A 25,172-nucleotide genomic window follows, 5' to 3' on the forward strand; every position below is an offset into this window, starting at 1 on the left:
ACGCCAGCCGGGCGGACCTCAGTCCTTCCGGCCGCGCGGTGTCCAGGCGGGATGGGGGCGTCGGGGCCCCGGATCATGGGTCGCGGCCCAGCCCTCCACCGTCAGGCGCTTCAGGTCGAAGAGATAGCGGGTGCTGGCATAGGCTTCGCCGCCCATGCGACCGACGGCGTCGAGACCATGGGCATCGACATGCAGGCGCTCCGTCAGGATGCAGTCGTCGACATGAGCGGCGACCACTTCCCCCAGAATGATGGCGCGGCCGGTCGGCAGGGCGATGTCCTGGAACAGCCGGCATTCCAGGGCGGCGCGCGCCTCCTTGATGTAGGGACAGCGGAGCTTGAGGCCGGGGGCCGTGGTCAGCCCCGCCTCGGCCAGTTCCTCCGTTCCATGGGGAAAGGGGATGGCGCAGACCGTCATCGCCTCGACGAGCGCGTTGGAGACGATGTTGACGGTGAATTCGCCGGTCTCGCGGATGTTGCGGGTGGTGTCCTTCGCCGTGCCGTCGGCCTTGAGGTCGAGGCCGAGGGCGACGATCGCCGGCTCCGACGACAAGACGTTGAAGAAGCTGAAGGGCGCGGCATTGACGCGCCCCGAGCCGTCGACGGTGGTGACCCAGGCGATCGGGCGCGGCACCACGGTGCCGATCAGCAGCTTGTACTGATCGCGGCCGGCGAGATCGGCGAAGTCGAAACTCTTCTTGCTCAAGGAATGTCGGCTCCCGGCGACAGATGGGCGAGGGGGCCACTATAGGTCTTCGGCAGCGGCGGGGCGAGTTCGCCCCGCTTGGAGGTGGCGAGCCCGAGCCCGACCAGGGATTCGACCAGTTTCACGGCCGCCGTCACGCCGTCGATCACCGGCACGCCGAGGTCGGCCTGCAGCCGGGCCGCGAGGTCGGTCATGCCGGCGCAGCCGAGCACGATGGCGCCCGCCTCGTCCTCCGCCAGCGCCGCCCGGCATTCGCCGAGGATGCGGGCATAGGCGCCGGTGGCGTCATCCTCCAGCGCCAGCACCTCGATCTCGGCGGCGCGGACACGGCGGCAGAAACGGGCCATGCCGTAGCGCTCGGCCAGATGGGCGGCCTGGCCCCTGGTCCTTCCGAGAGTGGTGACCACGGAAAAGCCGGGCGCGACCAGGCTCGCCACATGCATCGCCGCCTCGGCGACGCCGACGACCGGGCCACGGGCTACCTCCCGCGCGGCCAGCAGGCCGGGATCGCCGAAGCAGGCGACGACGTAGCCGTCGAACCCCTCGCGTTCGCCCGCGCGAATTTCCTCCAGAAGGCCGATGGTGGCGATCGCCTCGTCGTGATGACCCTCGATCGAGGCCGGTCCGCCGGCGGGCGAGACGGCGACGATCTCCGTTCCCGGGGCGGCGACGGCGCGGGCCGCCGCCGCCATCTTCTCGGTCATCGACCGGGTGGTATTGGGGTTGATGATCTTGATGCGCATGATTCAGGCGTTTCCACCACCATTCGGCATTCCGGCGAAGGCCGGAATCATCTGGAGGTTACACACCCGCCCCTCGTGGAGAAAGGCCCCGGCCCGCACCGGGCCGGGGCGACGGTCCCGGGTCAGGCCGCCTTGCCGGCGTCGGAACCCTTGCCGGCGCGCCGGCGCTGCACCCAGGTCAGGGTGAGCAGGGTCGCCGTGATCACCACGATCGAAAGCAGGGTGGTGACCGTGCCGAGGGCATAGAGCACCGGCGTCGTGACACTGGTGGTCATGCCGTAGATCTCGAGCGGCAGGGTGTTGTAGCTGCCGGTGGTCATCAGGCTGCGGGCGAATTCGTCGTAGGACAGGGTGAAGCCGAACAGGCCGACGCCGATCAGGGACGGCAGCAGGATCGGCACCACGACGTGGCGCAGCGTCTGCCACGGGCTGGCACCCTGGTCCCGGGCGGCTTCCTCATAGGCCCGGTTGAAGCGGTTGAAGACCGCGAACATGATCAGGAGGCCGAAGGGCAGGGTCCAGGTCAGATGGGCGCCGAGGGCGGAGGTGATCCAGGTCGGCTCGATGCCGAGCACGTTGAACATCAGGCCGATGCCGAGGCTGACCAGGATCGAGGGCACGATCAGGCTGGCGATCGCCATGTAGAAGAGGGGCGTCGCGCCGAAGAAGCGTCGCCGGAAGGCGAGCCCCGCCGCCAGCGAGACGGTGACCGTCACCACCGTGACCACAAGCCCGAGGATCAGCGAGCGCGAGATCGAGCCGCCGAAATCGCCCACCGCCTGCTGTTCGAACAGGCGCCCGAACCAATGCAGCGAGAAGCCGTTCATGGGGAAGGTCAGGCCGCCGTTCTCGCCCTGGAACGACAGGATCATGATGGTGATCGTCGGCCCGTAGAGGAAGAGGACGAAGAGGCAAAAGAAACCGGCCAGCAGCCAATAGCCGAGGCCCTTGCGTTCACTGCCCATGATCAGAGCTCCTTCCGGATGTCGACGACGCGCAGCATGGCCGCGACCATCATCAGGACGATGATCAGCAGCACCACTGCATTGGCGGCGGCCGCCGGGTATTGCAGCAGGGAAATCTGGTTGGCGATCATCAGTCCGACCGAGGCGCTCTGCCCGCCGGACATCAGGCGCACGGTGATGAAGTCGCCCATGACCAGGGTGACGACGAAGATCGAGCCGATGAGGATGCCCGACTTGGTCAGCGGAATGATGACGTTGACCAGGGTCTGGAAGCCGCTGGCGCCATTGTCGCGGGCCGCCTCGATCAGATTGCGGTCGATGCGCATCATCGAATTGAAGATCGGCACGATCATGAACTGGGCATAGAGATAGACGAAGGTCAGGATCACGCTGAAATCGGAGAACAGCAGGAATTCCAGCGGCTCGTCCGTCAGGCCGAGACCCATCAGGGTCTGGTTCATGATGCCGTTCCGCCCGAGGAAGGGGATCCACGAGATCATGCGGATGATGTTCGAGGTCAGGAACGGGATGGTGCAGACGAGGAACAGCGCCATCTGCGCGGTCGACGAGCGCACGTGGAAGGCCACGAAATAGGCGACCGTGAAGCCGATGCCCAGGGTAAAGGCCCAGACGAAGGCGGCATATTTCAGGGTGTTCAGATAGGTCTTCCAGGTGACGTGGGAACCGAGCAGTTCCTCATAATTGAGGAAGATGAAATCGGGATAGATCATGACGCTGTCGTAGTCCCAGAAGGACACGATCACGATGGTCAGGATCGGAATGACCAGAAATACCGCCAGCACGAGGCCGAGCGGCGTCGCCTGCAGATAGGGGGCGAGGGCGGAAAGGCGCAAAGCGGGCTTGGCGGCGGACATCAGGCACTCCCATGCCGCCACGGCGCGGGGCCGTGGCGGTGGCTTTCGGGTAACGGGGTCAGGCGGCCCTGGATCAGGCGGCGATGAATTCGTTCCACTTGCGGACCATGTAACGGTCCTCGTCCATCACCGAGTTCCAGCAGGCGACGTGGCCCATGCGCTCGTAGAACGAACCGCCGTCGCGGACCGCGCCGGCCTTCTCCATGACCTTGCCCTCGGGGTTCAGGATGTCGACGGCGGCGGGCTTGCCCTCCATCCAGAACGCCCATTCCTCGGGCGACATGAAGTCCTTGGCGGTGTCGAGAACGGCCGAATAGTAACCCTGGCGGTTCAGATAGGCGCCGCACCAGCCGGACAGGTACCAGTTGATGTACTCATAGGCGCAGTCGAGCTCGAGCCCCGACAGATGCGAGGCGATGCCGAGGCCGCCGCCCCAGGCGCGATAGCCTTCCTCGAGCGGCTGATAGACGCAGGGGATGCCCTTGGCGCGGACGGCGGCGACGGCCGGCGACCACATGGACTGGATGATCACCTCGCCCGACGCCATCAGGTTCACGCTCTCGTCGAAGCTCTTCCAGAAGGCGCGGAACTGGCCGGCCTGCTTGGCCTCGGTCAGCACCGCCATGGTCTTGTCGATCTCTTCCTTGGTCATGTTGCCCTTGTCGGCATACTTCATGAGGCCCATGGATTCGCAGACCATGGCGGCGTCCATGATGCCGATCGAGGGGATGTTCAGGATCGAGGCCTTGCCCTTGAAGGCGGGATCCAGCAGGTCCTTCCAGTTGGCGATCGGCCGCCCGACCAGGTCGGGGCGGATGCCCAGGGTGTCGGCGTTGTAGATGGTCGGGATCAGGGTCATCCACTGGGTCGGCTCGGACGCGAAGGCCTTCGACTCCGCGCCCTCGACGAAGGTGACGGTGTGGGGCGCGGTGCCCTGGGCGATCTCCGATTCCGGCGTCAGCTTGCCGGTGGTGAAGATCGGCACGATCTTGTCGTAATACTTGATCTTGGTGACGTCCATCGGCTGCAGGCCGCCGGTCGGGAACACCTTCTTGCAGATCCAGTATTCGATGTCGGCGACGTCGAACGACTTCGGCTGGGTGACGGCGCGCTGGGTGATGGCGTCGGAATCGAGGGCGGTCATCGCCAGCGAGAAGCCGAGGTCTTCCTTCACCTTGTCGGCGATGGCATTCAGGTTCGAGACGCCGGTGCCGAACTGGCGCAGCGTGACGTCCTTGATGTTCTGGGCCCAGATGGTCGGAAAGCCGGTCAGGGCGCCCGAGCCGGCGGCGAGGCCGACGGCGGCGGCGCCGCCCTTGAGGAACGAACGGCGGGTCTTCCCCTTGGTCTTGTTACCCGTGGTCATGTCGTGATCCTTTTCCTGGTCTTAGGCTGCTGGTTCAGGCTTGGAGCGGGTGGGCGTGGGTGGCGTTCCAGGTCGCGATGACCCGGTCGCCGATGGCGAGCGGCTGCTCGTAGAAAGTGGCCTCGTCGACGACGACGTAGAATTCGTCCGAGACCGCGGTGTCGAGGCGCAGATGCACCGAGGTGCCGTGGTATTCCATGGAACGCACGATGCCCGAGACCGTGTCGGTCTCGGCCACCACGTCGCCTTCGGGCGCGTGGGTGAGGCCGATGCGGTCCGTGCGCACCGCGACCTGGCCGTCGTCGACCTTCACCACGTTGTGGCCGCCGATGAAGCGGGCGATGAAGGCGGTGCGCGGCTTGTTGAACACCTGACGGGGCGGTCCGGCCTGCTCGATCTTGCCGTCCTTCATGATCACGGCGATGTCGGCCAACGCCATGGCCTCGCCCTGGCTGTGGGTGACATGGATGAAGGTGATGCCCAGTTCCGTCTGCAGGCGCTTCAGTTCCTCGCGCATGCGGTCGCGCAGGAACGGGTCGAGGGCCGAGAGCGGCTCGTCGAGCAGCAGCACGGACGGCCGGGTGATCAGGGCCCGGGCGAGGGCGACGCGCTGCTGCTGGCCGCCGGAAAGCTGCGCGGGCAGGCGGTCGGCATATTGTTCCATGTGGACGACGGCCAGCATGTCGCGGGCCTGCTTGCGCCGCTCCTCCTTGGCGACACCCTTCATCTTCAGGCTGAAGGCGACATTGTCGACGCAGTCGAGGTGGGGGAAGAGCGCGTAGCTCTGGAACATCAGCGCCGTGCCGCGCTTGGCCGGCGGTTCGTCCTCGATCTGACGGTTGCCGATGCGCAGCACGCCGTCGCTGATTCCCTCGTGCCCCGCGATCATGCGGAGCGTCGAGGTCTTGCCGCAGCCCGACGGGCCGAGAAGGCAGCAATAGGTACCGGCGGGAATCTTCAGGTCGATCGCATCGACCGCGATGGTGTCACCATAGGCTTTGGTGACCTGAACCAGTTCGACACTGCTGTCGTCGCGAATAGCCATGAGTCTCTCCAGCTTGCCCCGGTTCCGGACACGCACCCGGAACCCCTTGCTTGAGAGAAATTCTGCAGCGCAAACGGGAATTGTGGCAGCGCCGTAATCGCGGAATCATTTTCAAAAAATTGAAAATGATCGCGAATTGGGCGCCTTTTGGTTAACGCCTGTTTTTTGTGCGATTCGAGCGGCGCGCGCGAGTCAGGCGTTCAAATCCTCGCGCCGGCAATCGGGCACTTCGAGGATGAGGTCGGGGCCATAGGCGCCGCCGGGGGTCTGATAGCCGGGCTGGAACGCGCCGGCGACGACCTTGCCGGCGATCAGCAGGGCGGTCTCGGCGGTCAGGGCATAGGGTTCGATCACGTCCAGCCGGCTGCGCAGGGTTTCGCCCGCGGCATTGGTCGCCTCGCCCAGCAGGATGGCGCGGGCGGTCTGGCGATGTTTCGCGTCGGGGCCCGCCGGCATCAGGTTCACCATCTGCTTCAGCAGAAATTGCGCCGGTGCCGTGCCGAGCAGGCGGCGCACGCCGCCCGGCAGGCCCAGCATGCGCGACAGTTCGGGTGTCGATTCGAAGAACACCTCGATGTCGGGAATGGCGGTGGTGTGGAAGGCGGTGGCGACATCGCCCCAGGAGATGCCGATGGCATCGACCGGGCCCTTGCCGAAGTCGATCTTCGTCCGGGGCGTGCCGGCGACTTCCGTCAGGCGGCCGCCGCGCCGGACCATGGTGCCCTTGGCGATCGCCTCGATCGAGGTCTTGGCGGTGCCGCGCGACATGTTGGAGAGCCCGCTCATGGCGAGGCGCAGGCGGGTCGCGTCCGGCATCCGGCGTTTCATGTGGGCGGCCAGGCAATCCGACGGGACGACGTCGAAGCCGACGCCGGGCATCAGCATCACGCCCGCCGCCGCAGCCTTCTCGCCGAGGCCGGCGCAGGTCTCGAAGACATCGATCTCGCCGGTGATGTCCAGGTAATGCACGCCCTTGGCGATGCAGGCATCGACCATCGGCCGGCTGGTGGCTGAGAAGGGGCCTGCGACATGGAGCACGATGGCGATGCCGTCGAGGATGCGCGACAGCGCCGCCGGATCGTTCAGGGGGGCGGCGACATGGGGCAGGCCCAGGGGCGCCGCTACGGCGGCGACGCCGGCTTCGTCGCGTCCCGCGCAGACGAGGTCGATGCCACGCTTGGCGGCCGCCGCGGCGATCAGGCGCCCGGTATAGCCGGTCGCTCCATAGAGAAGAATCCGCCCGGTCATGTCTCTCTCCCCCTATATCGGGCGACCAATAACATGATCGGGGCCGGGCCGCACGAAGGTTGCGTCGCCGGCCCGCGCCGCCGACAATCTCGCCGCGCGGGGGAGTCGCGCCAGGGGAGAAGTGTCCGGCATGATCGACGTCCAGGGATTGTGTTTCGAATATCCGGCCAAACGGGCGCTGGACGAGGTGAGCTTCCGGATCGAGCCCGGCACGGTGACCGCCCTGGTCGGCCCGAACGGCGCCGGCAAGACGACGCTGCTGCGCTGCCTGTCGACCCTGGAGCCGCCCTATGCCGGGCGCATCCGCCTCGATGGCATCGACGTCGCCGAGGAGCCGCGCCGGGCCCGTCGCCTGCTCGGCTTCCTCGACGAATTCTTCGGTCTCTACGACGATCTCTCGGTCCTGCAGAGTCTGCGCTACTGGGCGGCGGCCCATGGCATCGACGATCCGGGCGATGCCGCGGCGCGCGACGTCGCCGCCCGCCTCGGCATCGAGGACCGCCTGTCGGAACGCGCCGGCAGCCTGTCGCGGGGCCTGCGACAGCGTCTCGCCATCGCCCAGGTGATCATTCATCGCCCGCGCATCCTGCTGATGGACGAGCCGGCCTCGGGTCTCGACCCCGAAGCGCGCGCGGGCCTTGCCGAACTCATCCTCGGCCTTCAGGCCGAGGGCATGACGATCGTCGTCTCCTCCCACATCCTGTCGGAGCTCGAGGACTATTCGAGCCACATGCTGATCGTCGACCGGGGCCGCATCGTCGACCATGCGGCGACCGGCGCGCGTGCCGTGCCCGCCGTGGCCGGTCGGCAGGTGCGCCTGCGGGTCGTGCTGGCGGAGCCGGTCGCGGGTCTAGAGGACGCCTTGTCGCCGCCGCCCCTCGGCTTCGAGATCGGCGACGTCGTCGCCGACGGCGAGGGGCGCATGGCGCGTTTCGAATTCGCCGGCACGCCGCGGGACCAGGCCCGTCTCCTCGAACATCAGATCGCGCAGGGGCTGCCGGTCGCCAGCTTCGCCGAGGATCATTCGAGCCTCCAGGACCGCTATATCGAGACGCTGAGGAAGGGCCGGTCATGAGCACCATGAACCCCGAATTCCGCCGCAACCTCTGGCTCGAACTGACGCCCACCCGTCTCGTCATCATGCCGCTGGTGGTCGGGCTGCTGCTCGCCCTCGGCTGGATGTGGGGCGAGGCGGAGGGACTGTCGGCCGTGGGGACCACCGCGGGCTGGGTCATCCTGGTGCTGTGGGGGACGCGGCTGGCGGCCGACGGCGTCGCCGCCGAGGTTCAGGGCAAGACCTGGGACAGCCAGCGCCTGTCGGGCATCGGGCCGGTCGCCATGACCGTGGGCAAGCTGTTCGGCGCCACCGCCTATGCCTGGTTCGGCGGCCTGATGTGCATCGTCGCGATCTTCGCCGTCGGCGGCATGGCGAGCGATCCGCTGGGGCCGCTCCGCCTTCTGGTCACCGCGCTCTTCGCCCAGGCGGTGGCGCTCTGGTTCACCCTGGTGCAGGTGCGTCTCGGCACCGGCCTGCGGCGTTTCCAGGTCCTGCTGGCGCAGGTCGTCGGCATCATCGCCTCGGTGCAGCTGACGCCGCTGTTCGAATACGCGAAGCTGGATATCGGCTGGTACGGCGTGGATTTCCCGGGCGACGGCTTCGCCCTGTTCTTCACCGCGGTCATGACCTTCTGGGCCTGGATCGCCTGCTGGCGGCTCTTGCGGGCGGATTTCCTCTACCGCAACTGGCCGCTCGCCTTCGTCGCCTTCCTGATCTTCATCGCCGTCTATACGGAAGGCCTGGCGCCCGGGACGTTCCCGCGCTTGGAATGGCTGATCTCCGGGGCGATCTCCTATCACCTGATGGTGGCGGCGGTCTGGATCGCCGCCCTGATCGAGCCGAAGAGCGTGGTGCAGCTTCGCCGTCTCCTGGAGCGCCTGCGGCGGCGCGATCTTTCGGGTTTCCTGTCGGATCTGCCCTGCGCCGTCGCCGGCCTGCCGGTGGTCGTGCTGGCCGGCCTCTTCACCCTCAGCCAGCAACCGTCGGTCGTGAACCTCGGGCCGCAGCTCCTTGCCGTGTTCCTGTTCCTGATCCGCGACATGCTGCTGGTCCAATATGTGGTGCTGGGGCCCCGGGCCCGGCGCGGCCATACGGCGGCGGTCATCTATCTGCTGGTGCTCTACGGCCTCGTGCCGGCGCTGCTGCAGGCGGGCGGCGCGGTCCAACTGATTCCGGCCTTCCTGCCCGCGACGGTGATCAATGCCACCATCGGCGTGATCGGGCCCCTGATCCAGGTCGGGATCTTCGCCTTCCTGCTGTCGACCCGTCTGGTCGCGCTGCGTGCCAGGGCCTGACGCCGTGGCGGCGGTCTGGCGTAACTGGTCGGGCCTTCAGCGCGCCGCGCCCGCGACCGTCTTCCGCCCGGTGGAGGAGACGGGCATCGTGGCCGCCGTGCGCGAGGCCGGCGTTCGGGGCTGGAACCTCCGGCCCATCGGCGCGGGCCATTCCTTCACGCCGCTCTGCGTGACCGACGGCGCGCAGATCGACCTTTCCGGCCATGCCGGCATCGTCGCGGTCGACGGGGGGCGGGCGACGGTCAGGGCCGGCACCACCATTCGGGCGCTCGGCCCGCTGTTGCGCGCCAAGGGGCTCAACCTCGCCAATCAGGGCGACATCGACGCCCAGGCGATCGCGGGCGCGGTCGGCACCGGCACCCATGGCACGGGGATCCGCTTCGGCTGCCTGTCGTCCCTGGTCTCGGGCTTTCGCCTGGTCACCGCCACGGGCGAGGTGGTGGACGCGGATGCCGCGGGCGATCCCGACCTGTTCCAGGCCGGCCGGGTCTCCCTCGGCGTGCTCGGCGTATTCTCGACCCTGACCCTCGATTGCCCGCCCGCCTACAGCCTGCGGGAGGAGAGCCGGGTGCGCCCGCTCGACGCCGTGGCGACGGAATTCCCCGAGATCGCGGCGGCCCATGACCACGCCGAATTCTTCTGGTTCCCCATGGCCGATCAGGTGGTGGTGAAAACCCTGGACCATACCGGCGATGCCCCGTCGGGCGGTCGGCGCCGCCGCGCCGTCAAGGCCATGGTGCTGGAGAATGGCGCGATCTGGACCATGGGCCGCCTGTCGCGCCTGATGCCGGGCCTGACCGCGCCCCTGTGCCGCCTTTCGGCCGCGCTCGGCGGCGGCGGGGTCCATGTCGATCATGCGGAGAGGGTTTTTCCCTCGCCCCGCTGGGTGCGCTTCAACGAGATGGAATATGCCGTGCCGGCCGAGCAGGGAATGGACTGCATCGCCGAGATCCGCAAGTGGTTCCGCCGTACCGGCACGCGCATCTATTTCCCGATCGAATTCCGCCGGGTCGCGGCCGACGACATCTGGCTCAGCCCGTTCCACGGCAGGGACAGCGCGACGATCGCCGTCCATCGTTTCGCCGGCGAGGATTTCACCGCCTATTTCGAGGCCATGGCGGCGATCTTCGCCAATCACCGGGGAAGGCCCCATTGGGGCAAGCTGCATTTTCTGAAACGCGCCGACCTCACCCGGCTCTATCCCGAATGGGAGCGTTTCGCCGCTTTACGCTGCCGCCTCGACCCCAAGGGCCTGTTCCTGAACGACCACCTGCGCGCGATCTTCGAGGGGTGATCCGTTTTTCAAGTCGTCATCCCGGCCTGCGCCGGGATGACGACCTCTTTCAATGTTCGTGGCCGCAGGGGCTGAAGGTCTCCGCCGCGACGAGGCCGGTCTCGTCGGCCTTGCGGAAGAAGCAGGTGCGGGCGCCGGTGTGGCAGGCGGCGCCGGTCTGGTCGACGATGGCGAGCAGCGTGTCGCCGTCGCAATCGACCCGCAATTCGTGGAGCACCTGGATGTGGCCCGACGTATCGCCCTTGCGCCACAATTGCCGGCGCGAGCGCGACCAATAGGTGACGCGGCCGGTGGTCAGGGTCTCGATCAGCGACTCCCGGTTCATCCACGCCATCATCAGCACCTCGCCGCCCTCGCGCGCCTGGGCGATGGCGGGGACGAGGCCGTCGGCGTCGAACCTCACGGTCGCGAGAAATTCGTCGATGGCTGCGGCGGAGGGCATGGTCCGGATCTCCACTGTGATATTATCACGTGCCGTTCTAGCATTGGCGGGCGAAGCCCGTATAGTGGGGCGATGATGCACGATCACGACCACGATCACGGCCATTGTATCGCCGACGCCCTGTCGCGGGCGGAGACGATCTGTGCCGACCGTGGCGCCCGTCTGACCGACCTGCGCCGACAGGTGTTCGAACTGGTGCTGGACAGCCATCGCCCGGTCGGGGCCTACGATCTCGTCGCGCGCCTGGGCGAGGCGGGCGGCAAGACGGTCGCGCCGCAGACCGTCTATCGCGCCCTCGACTTCCTGATCGAGCAGGGGCTGGTGCACCGCATCGCCTCCCTCAATGCCTTCGTCGGCTGCAGCCATCCCCAGGTCGCCCATGCCGGCCAGTTCATGATCTGCACCGGCTGCAACGAAGTCGCGGAATTGGGCGATCCCCATGCCGTCGACGACCTGGTGGCGCGCGCCGCCGCTCAGGGGTTCGCCGTGCAGACCGTCTCGGTCGAACTGACCGGGCTCTGCGCCGCCTGTCGGGCCGCGTCCTGATCCTGTCCTCGTCGTAGTCCAGCCGGGGGATGCGAGTCCTCCGCGATCATCGGACCCTGCCGTCAAACGGGAGGGCGAGATGCGGGCGGAAACATCCCTGACGGGCAAGGTGGCGGTGGTCACGGGCGGCAGCGGCGGCATCGGTCTCGCGTGCGCGGCGCGGCTGGCGCAGGACGGCGCGGCGATCGTCCTGATGGCGAGGCGCGAGGCGGAACTGGCGGCGGCACGCGACCGCCTGATCGAGGCCTTTCCCGAAACGCGCGTCGCGATCTCGCCCGGCGATGCCGAAAGGCCGGCGGACGTCGCCCGGGCGATGGAGACGGCGCGGCGCCTCGGCGGGCTTGACATCGTGGTCGCCACGGTCGGCGGCAGCATGGGCCATCGGCCGATCGCCCTGCACGACGCCGACAGTTTCCGGGCGGTGATCGACCGCAATCTGACCAGTGCCTTCATCGCCATCAGCCAGGCCCTGCCGCGCATGGACCGTGGCGGCGCCATCGTCTGCATCTCGTCGGTCTGCGCCAGTCTGCCCTCGACCTTCCTGACTCCCTATTGCGCGGCGAAGGCGGGGCTGGAGGCGCTGGTGACCGGCGCCGCCAAGGAATGCGCGCGCCTCGGCGTCACCGTGAACGCCGTCCGGCCCGGCATGACGCGGGCGGCCGGCGTCCAATCCATGTTCGGCGAGAAGATCATGGCCGATCGGGCGCGGGAGCTGATCCCCCTCGGCGGCCCCGGCGATCCAAGCGCCGTCGCCGAGGCGGTGCGCTATTTCGCCGGCGCCGCCTGGGTCACGGGCCAGAGCTTCGCGGTCGACGGCGGCTCGGAACTGGCGCTCAATCCGGTGGTCGACAATGCCGATGCCGAACTCTTCGGCAAGGATTGGCCGGCGCCATGGGGCGATCCGATCTGACCACCCACAGACCGTCATCCCGGCCTTCGCCGGGATGACGGTGCAGGAGGTCGAGATCAGGCCGCCGCCATCCGGGCGAAGCCGGCTTCGAGATCCTCGATCAGGTCGGCGACGTCTTCCAGCCCGGCGTGGAAGCGGAGCAGGGGGCCGTCCTCGGTCCAGGGGCGGGCGGTGCGCAGTTTCTCCGGGTGCTGGGGAATGCACAGGCTCTCGTAGCCGCCCCAGGACCAGCCCATGCCGAAACATTCGAGGCCGTCGAGGAAGGCCGCGAGCTTGTCCCGCGAGATCGGGTGCAGCAGGGCGCCGAAGAGGCCGCTGGCACCCGTGAAGTCACGTTTCCACAGCGCGTGGCCCGGATCCTCGGCCAGGGCGGGGTGGAGGACGCGCTTCACCTCCGGCCTTGCCTGGAGCCAGCGCGCGAGCGCGATCCCCGTCTCCTGGTGGCGGGCCAGGCGAACGGCCAGGGTGCGCAACCCGCGCTGGGCCAGATACATGTCGTCCGGCCCGGTCAGGATGCCGAGGTCGCCCGCCGCCTTTTCGATCCGGGGGAACACGGCCTCATTGGCCGAAACGGTGCCGAGCATGGCGTCGGAATGGCCGACGATGTATTTCGTGCCGGCCTGGATCGAGACGTCGACGCCGAGCAGGATCGGCTTGAAGAAATAGGGCGAGGCCCAGGTGTTGTCGATCAGGGTGACCACTTCGTGATCGGCGGCCTTGGCGGCGCCGACGATCGCCGGCACGTCCTGGACCTCGAAGGTCAAGGAGCCCGGGCTCTCCATGAATATGGCCCTTGTGTTCGGGCGAATCAGCGTCGCGATGCCGGCGCCGGCCAGCGGATCGTAATAGGTCGTCTCGATGCCGAGCTTGCGCAGCATGCCGTTACAGAGGTTGCGGGTCGGGCCGTAGACGGTGTCGACCATCAGCAGATGGTCGCCGCTTTGGAGAACCGCCAGGAGGGCGATGGCGACTGCCGCGAGGCCCGAGGGGGTGATGGCGCAACCGGCGCCACCCTCGATGCCCGCGACCGCCTCCGAAAGGGCGAAACTGGTGGGCGTGCCGCGCCGGCCATAGACCATGCGGCGGGGATCGTCGCTCGGCCTCTGCGCGGCCTCGATCGTGTCGAGGGTCGGGAACAGGACGGTCGAGGCGTGATAGACGGGCGGGTTGACCGCGCCCTTCTGTTCTTCCGGATGCCGGCCCAGGTGGATGACGTCGGTATCGGGGCGGTTCTTGCGCGACACGGGTGAGGACTCCTTGGATCGATCCACCGTTGATAGCGCAAGGGTGCCCGCCCTGTCGCCGGTATTGGCGCGCCCAAATTTCAGGCGGTTCCGCCAAGTCACTGTTGCGGCGCACAAAAAGTGATCATAACGGCTTGGCAAGGCGCGCGAATGGCTGCTAGCGTGTTGGCCGTGACCGATTTGCATCGAGACAAATATCGGCCACGGCCACAGCCAAAGGGGGCTTTCTGATATGAACAAGCTGAGCCAGTTCACGATCGGCGCGATGCTCGCGCTCGGTTCGGTGACCGCAGCCCAAGCCGCTACGCTCGACGACGTGAAGGAGAAGGGGTTCGTACAGTGCGGTGTGAGCACCGGCCTCGCTGGCTTCTCGGCGCCGGACGACAAGGGCAACTACTCGGGCCTCGACGTCGACGTCTGCAAGGCGGTGGCTGCCGCGGTTTTCGGTGATGCCACCAAGGTCAAGTTCACGCCGCTGACCGCGAAGGAGCGTTTCACCGCTCTGCAGTCGGGCGAAGTCGACATGCTGTCGCGCAACACCACCTGGACCCTGAACCGCGATACGGCTCAGGGTCTTTCGTTTACGGGCGTCACCTATTACGACGGCCAGGGCTTCATGGTGCGCAAGGACCTCGGCATCAAGAGCGCCAAGGAACTGGCGGGCGCCTCGGTCTGCACCGAGACGGGCACCACGACCGAACTGAACCTCGCCGACTATTTCAAGACCCACGGCATGGAATACACCGTGGTCGCTCTCGGTTCGAACTCGGAGGCGGTCGCCGCCTATGACTCGGGCCGCTGCGACGTCTATACGACGGACGCCTCGGGTCTCTACGCGACCCGCATCGCGCTCGAGGATCCGACCGCCCACATGGTGCTGCCGGAAATCATCTCGAAGGAGCCGCTGGGCCCCGTCGTCCGCCAGGGCGACAGCCAGTGGTTCAACGTCGTGAAGTGGTCGCTCTACGCCATGGTCGCGGCCGAGGAATACGGCGTCACGATGGCCAATGTCGACGAGATGAAGGAGTCGAAGAACCCCGAGGTGAAGCGTCTGCTCGGCGCCGAGGGCGAGTTCGGCACCCCGATGGGCCTGCCGAACGATTGGGCCTATCAGATCGTCAAGCAGCTCGGCAACTACGGCGAGGCGTTCGAGCGCAACGTCGGTGAAGGTTCGCCGCTGAAGATCGATCGCGGCATCAATGCCCTCTGGACCGAGGGCGGCCTGCAGTACGCTCCGCCCTTCCGCTGATCGCGGACGGCCGAGTACGGAAACAAGCGCGGCGCATTCAGGGGGAGACCTCGGGATGCGCCGCGTCGCTTTTGGGGCCCCACTGGTGTCGTGGGGTGTGCGGGGGTGAAAGATGGCGAAAGACGGCGCTGCCGCGGGTGATACCCAAAAAACATCGATGATGAACGATCCGGCCGTCCGGTCGATCGTCTTCCAGGTCGTGCTGCTCGGACTCGTGGTGTTCGTCGGCTGGTACCTGTTCCACAACACGACGCAGAATCTGGCCAGCCGCAACATCGCATCCGGTTTCGGATTCCTGGAGCAGCCCGCCGGTTTCGACATCATCCAGTCGCTCATCCCCTTCAGCCAGTCGGCGACCTATGGCGACGCCTTCGTCGTCGCCCTGCTGAACACCCTGCTGATCTCGGCGATCGGCATCGTGATCGCCACCGTCGTCGGCTTCGTCGTCGGCATCGCCCGGCTTTCGGACAATTGGATCGTCGCGCGTCTCGCCACCGTCTATGTCGAGACCCTGCGCAACATCCCGCTGCTGCTGCAGATCTTCTTCTGGTATTTCGCGGTGCTGCGCGCCCTGCCGGGGCCGCGCGATTCCTACACGATCATGGACGTCTTCTTCCTCAACCAGCGCGGCTTCTACGGGCCGGCGCCGGTGATGGAGGACGGCTTCTGGACCATTCCGGTGGCCCTGATCCTCGGCATCGCCATCGCCGTCGCCGTCTCGATCTGGGCCAAGAAGCGCCTGATGGCGACGGGCAAGCAGTTCCATTCCTTCTGGGTCGGGCTCGCCGTCATCATCGGCCTGCCGGTGCTGGCGGCCCTCGTCACCGGCGTCCCCTTCACCTGGGAATATCCGGCGCTCAAGGGCTTCAATTTCCAGGGCGGCGTGGTCATGATCCCCGAATTCATGGCGGTCCTGTTCGCGCTGTCGCTCTATACGGCGTCCTTCATCGCCGAGGTGGTGCGCTCCGGCATTCTCGCGGTCTCCAAGGGCCAGAGCGAGGCGGCCCATGCGCTGGGTATCCGTCAGGGCCTGACGCTGCGCCTCGTGGTCATTCCCCAGGCGCTGCGGGTCATGATCCCGCCGCTGACCAGCCAATATCTGAACCTGCTGAAGAACTCGTCGCTGGGTGCCGCGGTCGGCTATCCCGAACTGGTGGCCGTGGTCGCCGGCACGGTGCTGAACCAGACCGGCCAGGCGATCGAGGTGATCGCCCTCACCATGGCGGTCTATCTGACCTTCAGCCTGCTCATTTCCCTGTTCATGAACTGGTACAACGCCCGCAAGGCGTTGGTGGAACGGTAAGGGGGAGGGAACATCATGTCGAACGCATCCGACCCCATCGTCTTCACCCCGACGCCCGCCCAGCCGCCGCCGGCCAATACGGTCGGCGTGGTCGGCTGGCTGCGCGCCAACCTGTTCAACGGCTGGTTCAACTCGCTGCTGACGGTTCTCTCGGTCTATCTGCTCTATGTGACGATCCCGCCGCTGCTCGACTGGCTGTTCCTCTCGGCCACGGTGTCGGGCACCGACCGCTCGGCCTGCGAAGGGGCCGACGGCGCGTGCTGGACCTTCATCAAGATGCGCTTCAACCAGATCCTGTTCGGCTTCTATCCGGACGGCGAGCAATGGCGGCCGATCGCGACCTTCGTCATCGGCTTCGGGGCGCTGATCTCCACCGTCTTCCCGTCGAAGGCGCGGAAGTGGACGGTGCTGTTCCTGCTCACGCTCTATCCGGTGCTGGCCTTCTTCCTGCTTTCGGGCGGCTATTTCGGCCTGGAAGAGGTCGAGACCGCGAAATGGGGCGGCCTGACCGTGACCCTGGTGGTTTCGGTCACCGGCATCGTCGCCTCCTTCCCGATCGGCATCGTGCTGGCGCTGGGCCGGCGCTCAAACATGCCGATCGTGCGTTCGGCCTGCGTCGTCTTCATCGAGGTGGTGCGCGGCGTGCCGCTGATCTCGGTGCTGTTCATGGCCTCGGTCATGCTGCCGCTGTTCCTGCCCGAGGGCATGAACTTCAACAAGCTGCTCCGGGCCCTGGTCGGCGTCACCCTGTTCACCGCCGCCTATATGGCGGAAGTGGTGCGCGGCGGCCTGCAGGCGGTGCCCAAGGGCCAGTACGAGGGCGCGGCGGCGCTGGGGCTCCGCTATTGGCAGATGATGATCCTGATCATCCTGCCCCAGGCCCTGAAGCTGGTGATCCCGTCGATCGTGAACAGCTTCATCTCGCTGTTCAAGGATACGACCCTCGTCTACATCGTCGGCCTGTTCGACGTCCTCGAAATCATCCGCGTCTCCACCAAGGACGCCAATTGGATCGGCTTCGAGAAGGAAGGCTATGTCTTTGCCGCCTTCATGTTCTGGATCTTCTGTTTCGCCATGTCGCGCGTCTCGCTCCGTATCGAGAAGCGCCTCGACACCAGCCACCGCAAGTGACGGAGTGCCCCGACCGATGACCACCGAAAATCCCGCCGCTTCGGAAAAGCTCGCCGTCGAACTGGTCGACGTGAACAAGTGGTATGGCGAGTTCCACGTGCTTCGCAACATCAACCTGTCGGTCTTCCGGGGCGAGCGCATCGTCATCTGCGGCCCGTCCGGTTCCGGCAAATCGACCATGATCCGCTGCATCAACCGGCTGGAGGAACACCAGAAGGGCAAGATCATCGTCGACGGCATCCAGCTGACCAACGACCTGAAGCGGATCGACGAGATCCGCCGCGAGGTCGGCATGGTGTTCCAGCACTTCAATCTGTTCCCGCATCTGACCGTGCTCCAGAACTGCACGCTGGCGCCCATCTATGTGCGCGGCATGCCGAAGAAGGACGCGGAAGAGATCGCCATGAAATATCTGACCCGGGTGCGCATCCCGGAGCAGGCGGACAAGTTCCCCGGCCAGCTTTCGGGCGGTCAGCAGCAGCGCGTGGCGATCGCCCGCTCGCTGTGCATGAGCCCCAAGATCATGCTGTTCGACGAGCCGACCTCCGCCCTCGATCCCGAGATGGTGAAGGAAGTGCTCGACACCATGGTGTCGCTGGCGGAAGAGGGCATGACCATGCTCTGCGTCACCCACGAGATGGGTTTCGCCCGCCAGGTCGCCAACCGGGTGATCTTCATGGACCGGGGCGAGATCGTGGAGCAGAACGAGCCGAACGAATTCTTCTCCAATCCGCGCAGCGACCGCACCAGGCTGTTCCTGTCGCAGATCCTGCACTGATCCGGGAAACGCGGCGCCGCCGGCGGGGCAGCCCCCGCCGGCGGCGTTTTCGTTCCTGCTGTTCGGTGGCCCTATTGCTCGATGGCGATATCGGCCTCGGCCATGGCGCCCCAGAAACGGTAGCGCAGGCGATAATCGCCGATGGCGAGGCGATTGCCGGGAATGTCGATCTGATCGCGGGTGACCAGGGTCTCCCCCGGTTTCAGGATCGCTTCCGCGACGACCTGGGCGCAGAGATCGGCTTCCTTGGCCAGGATCACGATGCCTTCGCCGCTCAGTATCTCCCACCGCGTCACCTCGCAGGGCGTGGCGGCGCTGAGATGGACTTCGTTACCGCCCTCGTTGCTCAGGCGCGCCTCCACCGGCAGGCTGACGGCGGTGGCGGTGCGGGGCAGGCTTTCGGGCGTGCGCAGGTCGAGGCGGAGACCGGTATCGACCGGCGCCAGGCCGGGCGTGTGCACGGGCGCCGGGCTCGGCGGCGGCGGCGGCGCGACCAGGACCGGCGCCACCGGAGTGATCTCGGGCAGGGGCACCGCCGTCACGATGCCGTCCTCGGTGCCGCCGATCACGGCGGGTGGCGGCACGCTTGCCGCTTCCGCCGACTCGGTGACGGCGGGCACGGTCGGCGGCAAGGGACGGCGCGACGGCATGACGGGCGGGGTCTTGGGCGGGGCGGGGCTGATGGACGCACTCGCCGGCGGCGGGGCTTCCGGTACGGGCACGCAGGCGGTGACCAGCAACGCCGAAATCGCGAGAATGGAAGCAGCCCTGACCATGGCGACAAGGGACCCTTTCCGGGGCCTTCGGTCAAGCGTCTTGTGCGCCGGCGGGCAAGCGCGGCGCCCGCGCCGCGTCCGCCGTGCCGCCGGTCGTCAGGGCTTTTCGCCGGCCTCGATGCGCAGGGGCTGCCAGCCGTCCGGGCCAAGTCCCTCCAGCGGCTGATAGCGGGCCTTGTAGACCATCTTGCGGCAGCCCTCGATCCAATAGCCGAGGTAGACATAGGGCAGGCCGAGGATACGTGCCCGTTCGATCTGGCTGAGCACGACATTGGTGCCGAGCGAGCGGGTCTCGTCGTCCGGATCGAAGAAGGAATAGACGAGGGAAAGGCCGTCGGCCAGGCGGTCGACCAGGCAGGCCGCCAGCAGTTGATCGTCGCCGTCGCGGTACTCCGCGACATGGGTGTCGATCGGGCTGTCCTCGATCATGGCGGCGAAGTCCAGCGCGTCCATCTCCACCATGCCGCCGCCGGGGTGGCGCGCCTCGAGATAGTGGCGCAGCAGGGCGAATTGTTCCTCGGTCGCGAAGGGTGGCACCTCGCGCAGGCGCAGGTCGGCGTTGCGCGTCCGGATGCGCCGCGAATTGCGCGAGAAGGTGAAGCGGTCCACCGGCACCCGGACCGAGACGCAGGCCTGACAGCCGTCGCAGGCGGGCTTATAGGCGATGCCCTGGCTGCGCCGGAAGCCGGCGTGGGTGAGGGCGTCGTTCAGGCCGACCGGATCGTCGCCGTTGAGGCGCGTGAAGACTTTCCGTTCCATCCGCCCGGGAAGATAGGGACAGGGGGCGGGGACGGTGACGAAGAAATAGGGAAAACGAACCGTGGGATGCTCGGTCAACGGCGCCTGTCTTTCTTCCAGATCCAGTCTCTCAATTCGACGCCCAAGGACCCGTCCTGTCAACGCATCGCTCCACCAGGATCACGCCGAATCCACCGGATCGGGGATCATGATCATGAATTCCTCCCCGCCTTCGGGGGTCCAGCCTTCCTCCATCTGATCGAGGAGGAAACCGATGCAGGTATTCGCCTGATGGCGGTAGTCCGTCATGGTCGCCTCGCGGACCTGTTCGGGGAAGAGGCAGCGCACCAGGACCGAGACGTCGGTCTCGCCCCGCGACAGGCCGATGACGTATTCGACGCCTTCCCGCGCCGGCTCGTCGTCGATCATGATGGTCGCGTGGAACGCATCCTGGACCCTGAAACCCCATTCCGTTACGGACATACCTGCTCTCCATGCGTGCGGGCTTGACGGGAAAGGATGCCCCGGCGAGCTTGGCGCCATGACAGGATACGAACCCTCCTACTATGTGGCCAGCCGAAACCCAGGCCCGCGCCGCCACGGCCTGGCCGGGCGGGTGTCGACCGACGTCTGCGTCGTCGGCGGCGGCTATGCCGGTCTTTCCGCCGCCCTCGAACTCGCGGAACGCGGCTTCCACGTCACCCTTCTCGAGGCGGCGCTGGTCGGCTTCGGCGCATCGGGGCGCAACGGCGGCCAGATGCTGAACGGCCTGAACCCGGGCGTCGCGGCGGTGGAGAAGCTGGCGGGCGAGACCGCGTCCCGCGCCATCTGGGACATGACGGTCGAGGCGACGGACATCGTGCGCCGGCGCATCCAGCGCCATGCCATCGCCTGCGACTGGCGGCCCGGCTACGTCCATGCCGCGACCAAGCCGTCCCATTTCAAGGCGATGGTCGAGGATGCGGAGATGATGGCCGCGCGCTACGGCTATCACGACCAGACCGTGCTCGACCGCGCGGCGCTGGCCGCCCACGTCGTCTCCGAGCGTTACCATGGCGGTGTCTTCGATCACGGCGGCGGTCATCTGCATCCGCTGAACTACGCCCTGGGGCTTGCGGAAGCGGCGGAGACCGCGGGCGTCGTCATCCACGAGGACAGCCGCGTGACCGAGATCCAGGAAGGTCCGCGGCCCCTGGTGCGCACGGCCCATGGCGAGGTCGACTGCGCCCATGTCGTGCTGGCGGCCAATGCCTATGTCGGCGATCTGCGGCCCCGGCTGGCGCGCACCATCATGCCGGTCGCGACCTTCATCATCGCGACCGAACCGCTTGGGGCCGAGGTGGTGAACCGGCTGATGCCGTCGAACCCCTGCGTCTCCGACAGCAATTTCGTCCTCGACTATTTCCGCCGCTCGGCCGACCACCGCATCCTGTTCGGCGGCGGCGCATCCTATTCGGGGCGTACCGGCCCGCACGAGCCGATGGTGATGCGCGGCAAGATGGCCAAGACCTTCCCCGAACTGCGCGACGTGAAGGTGGAGCATTTCTGGGGCGGCCTCGTCGACATCACGGCCAACCGCCTGCCGGACTTCGGCCGCCTGGGCGACAATCTCTGGTACCTGCAGGGCTTCTCCGGCCATGGCATCGCGCTGACCAATCTGGCGGGCAAGCTGGTCGCGGAGGCGGTGGCGGGCGATGCCGGGCGTTTCGACGTCTTCGCGCGCCTGAAGCACCGGCCGTTTCCCGGCGGTCCCCTGCTGCGCACGCCGCTGCTGATGGCGGCCATGATGTGGTTCCGCCTGCGCGACCTTCTGTCGTGAGGGTCAGCCGCCGGTGACGGGCGGGAAGATCGCGATCTCGTCGCCGGCGGCGACCGGCGTCGCGTCGGTCGCGAAATCCTGATTGACCGCGACCCGAAGCGCCGCCCGGTCGGCCAGGGCGTCGGCATGGCGCGGGCTCTTCGCGCGCAGGAAGGCGATCAACTCCCCGACCGTCGCGATCGGCGGCGTGCCCAGGTCCTCCTCGGCGGTGCCGGTCTTTTCCCGCACCCAGGCGAAATAGAGCACGCGCATCACGCCGTGCCCCCCGTCATGTGCTTCAGGCCGGCGCGCAGATAGTCGTAGCCGGTGACGAGGGTGAGCCCCGCCGCCAGCCACAGGCACCAGAGGCCGATGGTCTCGCTCGGGATCGCGGCGGGGGAGGCGCGGCCGACCAGCAGGAAGCCGAGGGCCAGCATCTGCACCGTGGTCTTCCACTTGGCGAGTTTCGAGACCGGCAGCCCGACCCTTATCTCCGCCAGGAATTCGCGCAGGCCCGACACCAGGATCTCGCGGCACATGATGATGACGGCGGCGATCACGGCAAGACCGGTGATGTGCTTCATCGCGACCATCATGACGATCGCGGCGGCGACCAGCAGCTTGTCGGCGACGGGATCGAGGAAGCGGCCGAGGGGCGAGGTCTGATTCCATGCCCGCGCCAGCAGGCCGTCGAAATAATCGGTGATCGAGGCGGCGGTGAAGAGCCCGAAGGCGAGCCAGTTCGAAACCGGGAAATCCAGGAAGAATGCCCCTACCATCAGGGGAATGACCACGATGCGGAACAGGGTAAGCAGGTTGGGCAGGGTGCTGATCATCGTGAGCCACGTCATCCTTTTTCGTGGAAGTGATCATAGACGAGCTTCGCGACGCTTTTCGAGATGCCCGGGGCTTTTTCGAGATCGGCGAGGCCGGCCCGCGCCACCGCCTTGGCCGAACCGAAATGATGCAGCAGCGCCTTCTTGCGGCTGGGGCCGACACCCGAAATCTCGTCGAGGGCGGAACGCACGGCTTCCTTGCCGCGCTTGGCGCGGTGGGTGCCGATGGCGAAGCGATGCGCCTCGTCGCGCAGGCGCTGGAGGAAATAGAGCACGGGCGAGCGCGGCTCCAGGGTGAATTCCGAGCGGCCGGGCATGAAGAAACGCTCGCGCCCGGCGTTGCGGTCCGGGCCCTTGGCGATGCCGACCAGGGCGACGTCCTCGATGCCGAGGTCGCGCAGGATGCCGAGGGCGGCGCTCAACTGCCCGGCGCCGCCGTCGATCAGCACGAGATCGGGCCAGGCGGCGCCATTCTCGTCCCGGTCCGGGTTCTCGGTCATCAGGCGCTTGAAGCGCCGGGTCAGCACTTCGCGCATCATGCCGAAGTCGTCGCCCGGGGTCAGGTCCTCGCCCTTGATGTTGAACTTCCTGTAGGCGTTCTTCTGGAACCCCTCGGGCCCGGCGACGATCATGCCGCCGACCGCATTGGTGCCCATGACGTGGCTGTTGTCGTAGACCTCGATCCGCGCGGGCGGGCCGTCCAGGTCGAAGGTCTCGGCCACGGCGGCGAGCAGGCGGGCCTGGCTCGAGGTTTCGGCCAGGCGCCGGCCCAGGGCCTCGCGGGCATTGGTGCGGGCATGGCCGACCAGATCGGCCTTGGCGCCGCGCCGCGGCTCGGCGATGTCGACCTTGCGCCCGGCGACGGTCGTCAGGGCTTCCGCCAGCAGGTCGGCGTCGTCGACCGGCCCGTCGACCAGCACCAGACGCGGCGGCGGCCGCTCGTCGTAGAACTGGGCGATGAAGGCCGCGCGGATGGCGGGGGCCTCGTCGGTCTTGTCGATCCTCGGAAAATAGGCGCGGTTGCCCCAGTTCTGGCCGGCCCGGAAGAAGAAGACCTGCACGCAGGCCTGGCCGCCCTCCATGTGCAGGGCGACGACGTCGGCTTCCGAGACGGCATCGGTGTTGATGTCCTGGTGGGCCTGGATCGCCGTCAGGGCCTTGATGCGGTCGCGGAAGATCGCGGCGCGCTCGTAATCCAGATCCTCGGCGGCGGCCGACATCCTGGCCGAAAGCTCGCGCTGGATCGCCTGGCTGCGGCCGGACAGGAAATCCTCCGCCTGTTCGACCAGGCGCCCGTAGTCAGCCTTGTCGATGAGGCCGACGCAGGGGCCCGAACAGCGCTTGATCTGATAGAGCAGGCAGGGCCGGCTGCGCGAATTGAAGATGGCGTCGGAACAGGAGCGGAGCTGGAAGGCACGCTGAAGGTCGTTCAGGGTGCGGGTGACGGCGCCGGCGGAGGCGAAGGGTCCGAAGTAACTGCCCTTGGTGCCGCGGGCGCCCCGGTGCTTGCCGAGGCGCGCCCATTCGCCGTCCTTGGCGATGACGATATAGGGGAAGGACTTGTCGTCCCGGAGGAGGACGTTGTAACGCGGCTTGAGCCGCTTGATCATGTTCGCTTCGAGGAGCAGGGCCTCGGCCTCGGTGTGGGTGACCACGACCTCGAGTTGGGCCGTCTCCGCCACCATGCGGGCGATGCGATTCGACGGGTGGACACCGTTGGCATATTGCGAAACGCGACGCTTGAGGTTCCGCGCCTTGCCGACATAGAGGAGGTCGCCACGGGTATCGATCATGCGATAGACGCCCGGACCGTTGCCCAATGTCGACAAATGCCGACGGATCACGTCGCGGCCGCGCGCATCGGGCGCTACGCTCGTTTCCTGCACCGCATTCTCCGCCGCGTCGGCGGTATCATCGGAATTGACCGCATTCATATGTTCGACCCGCAATGGCGCGATTCGGCGCGGTACACGGCAGACGCAAATGCCGTGCTGCACCTGCGAAGAAGCCCCTTGTTACAGTGCGACAAACCCTGCGCGAGGCCCTGGAAGCCGCAGGAATCCAAGGGTGCCGCTTGACGCGTCGGGGGGTGCTGAAACTTTGTCGACATCAAGCTGACACTTTCCACGATTCCTGTGGAAAACCCTGTTGGCAACTCTGGACTCAAGGCCGTACCCCCGCAGGTTTCTTGGGTCCTTGCGTCCTTGCTCAATTATTGAGCAGGGAAGTGGGGTGTCAATGAAATCAGATACTTAGCCATGGGGCGCCCAAAAACTCAGACTCTGTTTACTATTTTTCCGCTTGACGCCCGGGGGCGCCCATTGCTAGGCGCGCCTGTGTACAAATTCGCGGTCCGCGACACCCCGGCCGCCTGCCTCAGGGCAGCACCTCGGGCGATCGCGTGGCCAGGCGAACGATCTCGATTCCGGCCCCGTCGGCGCCCCGAATCGCCCCGGGTTTCTCCACGCGGATGCGAACGGCGTGAACCCTGGGATCGCATAGGAGACGTGCCGCGATCTCTTCGGCGAGCCTTTCGACGAGGTTGAAGTGACCGCTGGCGATCACGTCGCGCGCCTCGTTCGACGCCCATTCGTAACACACCACTTTCCCATGGTCGTCGCCGGCGGAACGTGTGTCGTCCACCGCCAGATCCATGTCCAGACGGATGATCTGACGGCGCCCTTTCTCGTGCGACCAGACGCCGATCTCGGCCTCGACCGTCAGGCCGCGCACGAAGAGATGGGCGAGTCCCTGATGGGCGTCGGCAAATCCGACAGGGGTGATGAAACTCTTGGTCATGGGACGGGAAAACCTTGGCGAAAACGGGG

General features: G+C 66.9%; 26 protein-coding genes. 10 read left to right on the plus strand and 16 right to left on the minus strand.

The genetic code is table 11. The annotated features are described in order from the left end of the window. Positions 1 to 18: 18 nt before the first annotated feature. The 7 genes from L2U69_RS01230 to L2U69_RS01260 all read right to left on the minus strand — a co-directional run bounded on the left by L2U69_RS01230 (position 19) and on the right by L2U69_RS01260 (position 6,947). Complete coding sequence (locus L2U69_RS01230; protein ID WP_236104529.1) at positions 19 to 705, minus strand: flavin reductase family protein; 687 nt, start codon at positions 703 to 705, stop codon at positions 19 to 21. Continuing rightward, the gene (locus tag L2U69_RS01235) at positions 702 to 1,448 is read right to left on the minus strand and encodes an aspartate/glutamate racemase family protein (protein WP_236104530.1); all 747 of its coding nucleotides are present in this window, start codon (positions 1,446 to 1,448) and stop codon (positions 702 to 704) included. The genes L2U69_RS01230 and L2U69_RS01235 overlap by 4 nt, the downstream gene beginning before the upstream one ends. A gap of 122 nt (positions 1,449 to 1,570) precedes the next feature. After that, entirely contained in the window at positions 1,571 to 2,413 is an 843-nt protein-coding gene (locus L2U69_RS01240; protein ID WP_236104531.1) for an ABC transporter permease, read from the minus strand. A gap of 2 nt (positions 2,414 to 2,415) precedes the next feature. After that, positions 2,416 to 3,288, minus strand: coding sequence for an ABC transporter permease (locus L2U69_RS01245; protein ID WP_236104532.1), 873 nt, complete (start codon positions 3,286 to 3,288; stop codon positions 2,416 to 2,418). Positions 3,289 to 3,361: 73 nt separating this feature from the next. Continuing rightward, positions 3,362 to 4,654 carry an ABC transporter substrate-binding protein gene (locus tag L2U69_RS01250; RefSeq protein ID WP_236104533.1) on the minus strand — a complete coding sequence of 431 codons (1,293 nt, stop codon included), beginning with the start codon at positions 4,652 to 4,654 and terminating at the stop codon, positions 3,362 to 3,364. Between the two features lie 34 nt (positions 4,655 to 4,688). Further along, positions 4,689 to 5,699 carry an ABC transporter ATP-binding protein gene (locus L2U69_RS01255; RefSeq protein WP_268967198.1) on the minus strand — a complete coding sequence of 337 codons (1,011 nt, stop codon included), beginning with the start codon at positions 5,697 to 5,699 and terminating at the stop codon, positions 4,689 to 4,691. A 192-nt stretch (positions 5,700 to 5,891) separates the two neighbouring features. Beyond that, a complete protein-coding gene (locus tag L2U69_RS01260; RefSeq protein ID WP_236104534.1) occupies positions 5,892 to 6,947 on the minus strand; it encodes a saccharopine dehydrogenase family protein in 1,056 nt (351 codons plus the stop codon). A 130-nt stretch (positions 6,948 to 7,077) separates the two neighbouring features. Between L2U69_RS01260 and L2U69_RS01265 the strand changes: the two genes are divergently transcribed. From L2U69_RS01265 to L2U69_RS01275, 3 genes are read left to right on the plus strand one after another with little or no spacing between them, the layout of a single operon-like run. After that, complete coding sequence (locus L2U69_RS01265) at positions 7,078 to 8,022, plus strand: ABC transporter ATP-binding protein (RefSeq protein ID WP_236104535.1); 945 nt, start codon at positions 7,078 to 7,080, stop codon at positions 8,020 to 8,022. Continuing rightward, positions 8,019 to 9,299, plus strand: a complete 1,281-nt coding sequence (locus L2U69_RS01270; protein WP_236104536.1) for a hypothetical protein — start codon at positions 8,019 to 8,021, stop codon at positions 9,297 to 9,299. Before L2U69_RS01265 ends, L2U69_RS01270 begins: the two co-directional genes overlap by 4 nt. Next, the gene (locus L2U69_RS01275) at positions 9,286 to 10,593 is read left to right on the plus strand and encodes a D-arabinono-1,4-lactone oxidase (RefSeq protein WP_236104537.1); all 1,308 of its coding nucleotides are present in this window, start codon (positions 9,286 to 9,288) and stop codon (positions 10,591 to 10,593) included. The genes L2U69_RS01270 and L2U69_RS01275 overlap by 14 nt, the downstream gene beginning before the upstream one ends. Before the next feature lie 49 nt (positions 10,594 to 10,642). On the opposite strand, the gene hisI is transcribed toward L2U69_RS01275, so the two are convergent. Further along, the gene (gene hisI / locus L2U69_RS01280) at positions 10,643 to 11,035 is read right to left on the minus strand and encodes a phosphoribosyl-AMP cyclohydrolase (RefSeq protein ID WP_236104538.1); all 393 of its coding nucleotides are present in this window, start codon (positions 11,033 to 11,035) and stop codon (positions 10,643 to 10,645) included. 72 nt (positions 11,036 to 11,107) lie between these two features. On the opposite strand from hisI, the gene L2U69_RS01285 reads away from it, so the two are divergent. Further along, a complete protein-coding gene (locus L2U69_RS01285; RefSeq protein WP_236104539.1) occupies positions 11,108 to 11,581 on the plus strand; it encodes a Fur family transcriptional regulator in 474 nt (157 codons plus the stop codon). 79 nt (positions 11,582 to 11,660) lie between these two features. Then, positions 11,661 to 12,491 (plus strand): SDR family NAD(P)-dependent oxidoreductase, encoded by an 831-nt coding sequence (locus L2U69_RS01290; RefSeq protein ID WP_236104540.1) that lies wholly within the window; start codon positions 11,661 to 11,663, stop codon positions 12,489 to 12,491. 56 nt (positions 12,492 to 12,547) lie between these two features. On the opposite strand, the gene metC is transcribed toward L2U69_RS01290, so the two are convergent. Next, complete coding sequence (gene metC / locus L2U69_RS01295) at positions 12,548 to 13,735, minus strand: cystathionine beta-lyase (RefSeq protein ID WP_236104541.1); 1,188 nt, start codon at positions 13,733 to 13,735, stop codon at positions 12,548 to 12,550. A gap of 232 nt (positions 13,736 to 13,967) precedes the next feature. Here metC and L2U69_RS01300 point away from each other — a divergent pair, with 232 nt between their 5' ends. From L2U69_RS01300 to L2U69_RS01315, 4 genes are all read left to right on the plus strand, one after another. Continuing rightward, the gene (locus L2U69_RS01300) at positions 13,968 to 14,984 is read left to right on the plus strand and encodes an amino acid ABC transporter substrate-binding protein (RefSeq protein WP_236104542.1); all 1,017 of its coding nucleotides are present in this window, start codon (positions 13,968 to 13,970) and stop codon (positions 14,982 to 14,984) included. Between the two features lie 157 nt (positions 14,985 to 15,141). Then, a complete protein-coding gene (locus L2U69_RS01305; protein WP_236104543.1) occupies positions 15,142 to 16,287 on the plus strand; it encodes an amino acid ABC transporter permease in 1,146 nt (381 codons plus the stop codon). Between the two features lie 15 nt (positions 16,288 to 16,302). Further along, complete coding sequence (locus L2U69_RS01310) at positions 16,303 to 17,418, plus strand: amino acid ABC transporter permease (RefSeq protein ID WP_236104544.1); 1,116 nt, start codon at positions 16,303 to 16,305, stop codon at positions 17,416 to 17,418. Between the two features lie 16 nt (positions 17,419 to 17,434). Next, positions 17,435 to 18,196, plus strand: coding sequence for an amino acid ABC transporter ATP-binding protein (locus L2U69_RS01315; RefSeq protein ID WP_236104545.1), 762 nt, complete (start codon positions 17,435 to 17,437; stop codon positions 18,194 to 18,196). 71 nt (positions 18,197 to 18,267) lie between these two features. On the opposite strand, the gene L2U69_RS01320 is transcribed toward L2U69_RS01315, so the two are convergent. The 3 genes from L2U69_RS01320 to L2U69_RS01330 all read right to left on the minus strand — a co-directional run bounded on the left by L2U69_RS01320 (position 18,268) and on the right by L2U69_RS01330 (position 20,193). Continuing rightward, on the minus strand, positions 18,268 to 18,972 hold the full coding sequence (locus L2U69_RS01320) for a hypothetical protein (RefSeq protein ID WP_236104546.1): 705 nt from the start codon (positions 18,970 to 18,972) through the stop codon (positions 18,268 to 18,270). Positions 18,973 to 19,068: 96 nt separating this feature from the next. Further along, positions 19,069 to 19,809: an arginyltransferase gene (locus tag L2U69_RS01325; RefSeq protein ID WP_236104547.1), complete on the minus strand. Its 741-nt coding sequence runs from the start codon at positions 19,807 to 19,809 to the stop codon at positions 19,069 to 19,071. An 81-nt stretch (positions 19,810 to 19,890) separates the two neighbouring features. After that, positions 19,891 to 20,193 (minus strand): hypothetical protein, encoded by a 303-nt coding sequence (locus tag L2U69_RS01330; RefSeq protein ID WP_236104548.1) that lies wholly within the window; start codon positions 20,191 to 20,193, stop codon positions 19,891 to 19,893. A 58-nt stretch (positions 20,194 to 20,251) separates the two neighbouring features. Here L2U69_RS01330 and L2U69_RS01335 point away from each other — a divergent pair, with 58 nt between their 5' ends. Continuing rightward, positions 20,252 to 21,529, plus strand: coding sequence for an NAD(P)/FAD-dependent oxidoreductase (locus tag L2U69_RS01335; protein ID WP_236104549.1), 1,278 nt, complete (start codon positions 20,252 to 20,254; stop codon positions 21,527 to 21,529). 3 nt (positions 21,530 to 21,532) lie between these two features. Here L2U69_RS01335 and moaD read toward each other — a convergent pair whose 3' ends face one another. The 4 genes from moaD to L2U69_RS01355 all read right to left on the minus strand — a co-directional run bounded on the left by moaD (position 21,533) and on the right by L2U69_RS01355 (position 25,143). Then, positions 21,533 to 21,781 carry a molybdopterin converting factor subunit 1 gene (gene moaD, locus L2U69_RS01340; protein WP_236105733.1) on the minus strand — a complete coding sequence of 83 codons (249 nt, stop codon included), beginning with the start codon at positions 21,779 to 21,781 and terminating at the stop codon, positions 21,533 to 21,535. After that, on the minus strand, positions 21,781 to 22,359 hold the full coding sequence (pgsA, locus tag L2U69_RS01345) for a CDP-diacylglycerol--glycerol-3-phosphate 3-phosphatidyltransferase (protein ID WP_329605354.1): 579 nt from the start codon (positions 22,357 to 22,359) through the stop codon (positions 21,781 to 21,783). Before pgsA ends, moaD begins: the two co-directional genes overlap by 1 nt. Continuing rightward, positions 22,356 to 24,278: an excinuclease ABC subunit UvrC gene (gene uvrC / locus L2U69_RS01350; RefSeq protein ID WP_236104550.1), complete on the minus strand. Its 1,923-nt coding sequence runs from the start codon at positions 24,276 to 24,278 to the stop codon at positions 22,356 to 22,358. The genes pgsA and uvrC overlap by 4 nt, the downstream gene beginning before the upstream one ends. Before the next feature lie 442 nt (positions 24,279 to 24,720). Next, entirely contained in the window at positions 24,721 to 25,143 is a 423-nt protein-coding gene (locus L2U69_RS01355) for a dihydroneopterin aldolase (protein WP_236104551.1), read from the minus strand. Positions 25,144 to 25,172 lie beyond the last annotated feature (29 nt).

Source organism: Zavarzinia marina (assembly GCF_021568905.1).
In the GTDB taxonomy this organism is placed as follows: Bacteria; Pseudomonadota; Alphaproteobacteria; order Zavarziniales; family Zavarziniaceae; genus Zavarzinia; species Zavarzinia marina.

What these genes read in the sequence shown, in the direction of transcription:
- L2U69_RS01235 (WP_236104530.1), bottom strand. Translation starts at nt 1,448, where the DNA reads ATGCGCATCAAGATCATCAACCCCAATACCACCCGGTCGATGACCGAG.
- L2U69_RS01240 (WP_236104531.1), bottom strand. Translation starts at nt 2,413, where the DNA reads ATGGGCAGTGAACGCAAGGGCCTCGGCTATTGGCTGCTGGCCGGTTTC.
- L2U69_RS01245 (WP_236104532.1), bottom strand. Translation starts at nt 3,288, where the DNA reads ATGTCCGCCGCCAAGCCCGCTTTGCGCCTTTCCGCCCTCGCCCCCTAT.
- L2U69_RS01250 (WP_236104533.1), bottom strand. Translation starts at nt 4,654, where the DNA reads ATGACCACGGGTAACAAGACCAAGGGGAAGACCCGCCGTTCGTTCCTC.
- L2U69_RS01255 (WP_268967198.1), bottom strand. Translation starts at nt 5,699, where the DNA reads ATGGCTATTCGCGACGACAGCAGTGTCGAACTGGTTCAGGTCACCAAA.
- L2U69_RS01260 (WP_236104534.1), bottom strand. Translation starts at nt 6,947, where the DNA reads ATGACCGGGCGGATTCTTCTCTATGGAGCGACCGGCTATACCGGGCGC.
- L2U69_RS01265 (WP_236104535.1), top strand. Translation starts at nt 7,078, where the DNA reads ATGATCGACGTCCAGGGATTGTGTTTCGAATATCCGGCCAAACGGGCG.
- L2U69_RS01270 (WP_236104536.1), top strand. Translation starts at nt 8,019, where the DNA reads ATGAGCACCATGAACCCCGAATTCCGCCGCAACCTCTGGCTCGAACTG.
- hisI (WP_236104538.1), bottom strand. Translation starts at nt 11,035, where the DNA reads ATGCCCTCCGCCGCAGCCATCGACGAATTTCTCGCGACCGTGAGGTTC.
- L2U69_RS01285 (WP_236104539.1), top strand. Translation starts at nt 11,108, where the DNA reads ATGATGCACGATCACGACCACGATCACGGCCATTGTATCGCCGACGCC.
- L2U69_RS01290 (WP_236104540.1), top strand. Translation starts at nt 11,661, where the DNA reads ATGCGGGCGGAAACATCCCTGACGGGCAAGGTGGCGGTGGTCACGGGC.
- L2U69_RS01300 (WP_236104542.1), top strand. Translation starts at nt 13,968, where the DNA reads ATGAACAAGCTGAGCCAGTTCACGATCGGCGCGATGCTCGCGCTCGGT.
- L2U69_RS01305 (WP_236104543.1), top strand. Translation starts at nt 15,142, where the DNA reads ATGATGAACGATCCGGCCGTCCGGTCGATCGTCTTCCAGGTCGTGCTG.
- L2U69_RS01310 (WP_236104544.1), top strand. Translation starts at nt 16,303, where the DNA reads ATGTCGAACGCATCCGACCCCATCGTCTTCACCCCGACGCCCGCCCAG.
- L2U69_RS01315 (WP_236104545.1), top strand. Translation starts at nt 17,435, where the DNA reads ATGACCACCGAAAATCCCGCCGCTTCGGAAAAGCTCGCCGTCGAACTG.
- L2U69_RS01320 (WP_236104546.1), bottom strand. Translation starts at nt 18,972, where the DNA reads ATGGTCAGGGCTGCTTCCATTCTCGCGATTTCGGCGTTGCTGGTCACC.
- L2U69_RS01330 (WP_236104548.1), bottom strand. Translation starts at nt 20,193, where the DNA reads ATGTCCGTAACGGAATGGGGTTTCAGGGTCCAGGATGCGTTCCACGCG.
- L2U69_RS01335 (WP_236104549.1), top strand. Translation starts at nt 20,252, where the DNA reads ATGACAGGATACGAACCCTCCTACTATGTGGCCAGCCGAAACCCAGGC.
- moaD (WP_236105733.1), bottom strand. Translation starts at nt 21,781, where the DNA reads ATGCGCGTGCTCTATTTCGCCTGGGTGCGGGAAAAGACCGGCACCGCC.
- pgsA (WP_329605354.1), bottom strand. Translation starts at nt 22,359, where the DNA reads ATGACGTGGCTCACGATGATCAGCACCCTGCCCAACCTGCTTACCCTG.
- uvrC (WP_236104550.1), bottom strand. Translation starts at nt 24,278, where the DNA reads ATGAATGCGGTCAATTCCGATGATACCGCCGACGCGGCGGAGAATGCG.
- L2U69_RS01355 (WP_236104551.1), bottom strand. Translation starts at nt 25,143, where the DNA reads ATGACCAAGAGTTTCATCACCCCTGTCGGATTTGCCGACGCCCATCAG.